Origin of the sequence: Pseudonocardia xinjiangensis, from assembly GCF_012911925.1 — a bacterium.
In the GTDB taxonomy this organism is placed as follows: Bacteria; Actinomycetota; Actinomycetes; order Mycobacteriales; family Pseudonocardiaceae; genus Pseudonocardia; species Pseudonocardia xinjiangensis.
Genome location: NZ_JAAXKY010000285.1, coordinates 1 through 2,593, shown reverse-complemented (window position 1 = coordinate 2,593; position 2,593 = coordinate 1). Strand labels below are relative to the sequence as shown.

The 2,593-nt window shown below is 69.9% G+C and carries 1 protein-coding gene; it reads left to right on the top strand.

What is annotated here, in order from left to right:
• Positions 1–2,593 (top strand): ATP-binding protein (locus tag HF577_RS37025; RefSeq protein WP_169400657.1); only part of this gene is annotated, 2,593 nt, incomplete at both ends.

Genomic DNA, 2,593 nt, shown 5'->3' with positions numbered 1-2,593 from the left:
GCGACCTGTCGCAGAAGATCACGGTGGATGCTCGGGGGGAGATCCTCGAGCTGAAGTCGACGGTGAACACGATGGTGGATCAGCTGTCGAGCTTCGCCGACGAGGTCACGCGGGTGGCGCGCGAGGTCGGCATCGAGGGCAAGCTCGGTGGCCAGGCCGAGGTCAAGGGCGTCGCCGGTACCTGGCGGGACCTGACCGAGAACGTGAACCAGCTGGCGGGCAACCTGACCGCGCAGGTGCGCAACATCGCGCAGGTGACCACGGCGGTGGCGCGGGGCGACCTGTCGCAGAAGATCACGGTGGATGCTCGGGGGGAGATCCTCGAGCTGAAGTCGACGGTGAACACGATGGTGGATCAGCTGTCGAGCTTCGCCGACGAGGTCACGCGGGTGGCGCGCGAGGTGGGCACCGAGGGCAAGCTGGGCGGCCAGGCACAGGTGCGCGGGGTGTCGGGCACGTGGCGCGACCTCACGGAGAACGTCAACCAGCTCGCCTCGACCCTCACCACGCAGCTGCGGGCGATCGCGGCAGTGTCCACCTCGGTGGCCAGCGGCGACCTGACCCAGCAGATCAAGGTGGCCGCGTTCGGGGAGGTCGCCGAGCTCAAGGACAACATCAACCAGATGATCGTGGCGCTGCGCGAGACCACGGAGGAGAACGCCGCCCAGAACTGGCTCGACTCCAACCTCGCCCGCATCGGCGGGCTGCTGCAGGGCCAGCGCGACCTCGGTGAGGTCTGCCGGATGATCATGAACGAGGTCGCGCCGCTGGTGAACGCACAGGTGGGGGCGTTCTTCCTCGCCGCCGATCCCGTGCGTCCCGCCGGCGGCGCCCGGTGGGTGATGAGTGGTGGGTACGCCACCGTCCCTGGTGACCCACCGATGTCCTTCGCCTCCGGGGAGGGCCTCGTCGGGCAGGCCGCCGCCACGCGGCAGGTGGTCCGCGTCGAGGACGTCCCGCCCGACTACCTCCCGATCCGCTCCGGCGTGGGCACCGCGGCGCCCCGTGCCGTGGTCGTGCTCCCCGTCCAGTTCGAGGGGGAGTGCCTCGGCGTGATCGAGCTGGGATCCGTCACGCCCTTCTCGACGCTGCACCTGATGTTCCTCGAGCGTCTCGTCGCCACGATCGGCGTCGCGATCACCACCATCCGCGCCAACCGGCGCACCGAGGAGCTGCTGTCCCAGTCCCAGGGCTTGGCGATGGAGCTGCAGGACCAGTCGGCGGAGCTCCAGCGGGCCAACGCCGAGCTGGAGGAGAAGGCCGAGCAGCTCTCCGAGCAGAACCGCAACGTCGAGATCAAGAACATGGAGATCGACGCCGCCCGCCGTGGCGTCGAGGAGAAGGCCCAGCAGCTCGCGCTGGCCAGCCAGTACAAGTCCGAGTTCCTGGCGAACATGAGCCACGAGCTGCGTACCCCGCTCAACTCGCTGCTGCTGCTCTCGCGCCTGCTCGCCGACAACCCGAACAACAACCTCACCGACAAGCAGATCGAGTTCGCGAGCACGATCCACAGCGCGGGCTCCGACCTGCTGCGCCTGATCGACGACATCCTCGACCTGTCGAAGATCGAAGCCGGCCGGGTCGACGTCGACCCGGCACCGGTGGACCTCACCGAGGTACGCGGCTACGTCGAGCAGGCGTTCCGGCCGCAGGCCGAGGACAAGGGCCTGGAGCTGCGCGTCAGGACCGATCCCGACCTGCCCGCCGCGATCATCAGCGACGCCCAGCGGCTGCAGCAGATCCTGCGCAACCTGCTCGCCAACGCCGTCAAGTTCACCGACTCCGGCTACGTCGAGCTGTCCATCGTGGTGGCTCCGACCGGCACCCTGCACGGGGTGCCGGCCCTCGACTCGGCCCGGTCGGTGATCGCCTTCGCCGTCCGCGACACGGGCATCGGCATCCCCCGCGGGAAGCTCGACATGATCTTCGAGGCCTTCCAGCAGGCCGACGGCACCACGAGCCGCAAGTATGGGGGCACCGGGCTCGGGCTCTCGATCTCCAAGGAGCTGGCCCGCATGCTGGGCGGCAAGATCGAGGTGACCTCCGAGGTCGACGAGGGCTCCGTGTTCACCCTGCTGCTGCCCGACGAGCTCCCGCCCGTCACGGCGGCCGCGGCCCGGATGCTGCCCCGCCGGTTCCCGGACCTGCCCTCCCTCGACCGGCCAGCTCCGGCCCCCCTGGCCAACCCGATCCTGCGGACCACCCCGGGCGCCCCGGCGGGCGGCCGCTCCACCCCGGAGCTGGCCGGCGTCACCGTCCTGATCGTCGACGACGACGTGCGCAACGTGTTCGCGCTGACCAGCGCGCTGGAGCTGCACGGGCTGACGGTGCTGTACGCCGACAACGGCACCGACGGCATCCGGCTGCTCACCCAGCACCCCGAGGTGGACGTCGTCCTGATGGACGCGATGATGCCCGACATCGACGGCAACGAGACGACGCGGCGGATCCGTGCCCTGCCGCAGGGACGCGAGCTGCCCGTCGTGTTCCTCACCGCCAAGGCCATGCCCGGTGACCGCGAGTCCAGCCTGGCGGCCGGGGCCACCGAGTACGTCACCAAGCCGGTGGATCTCGACGCGCTGCTGTCCCTGAT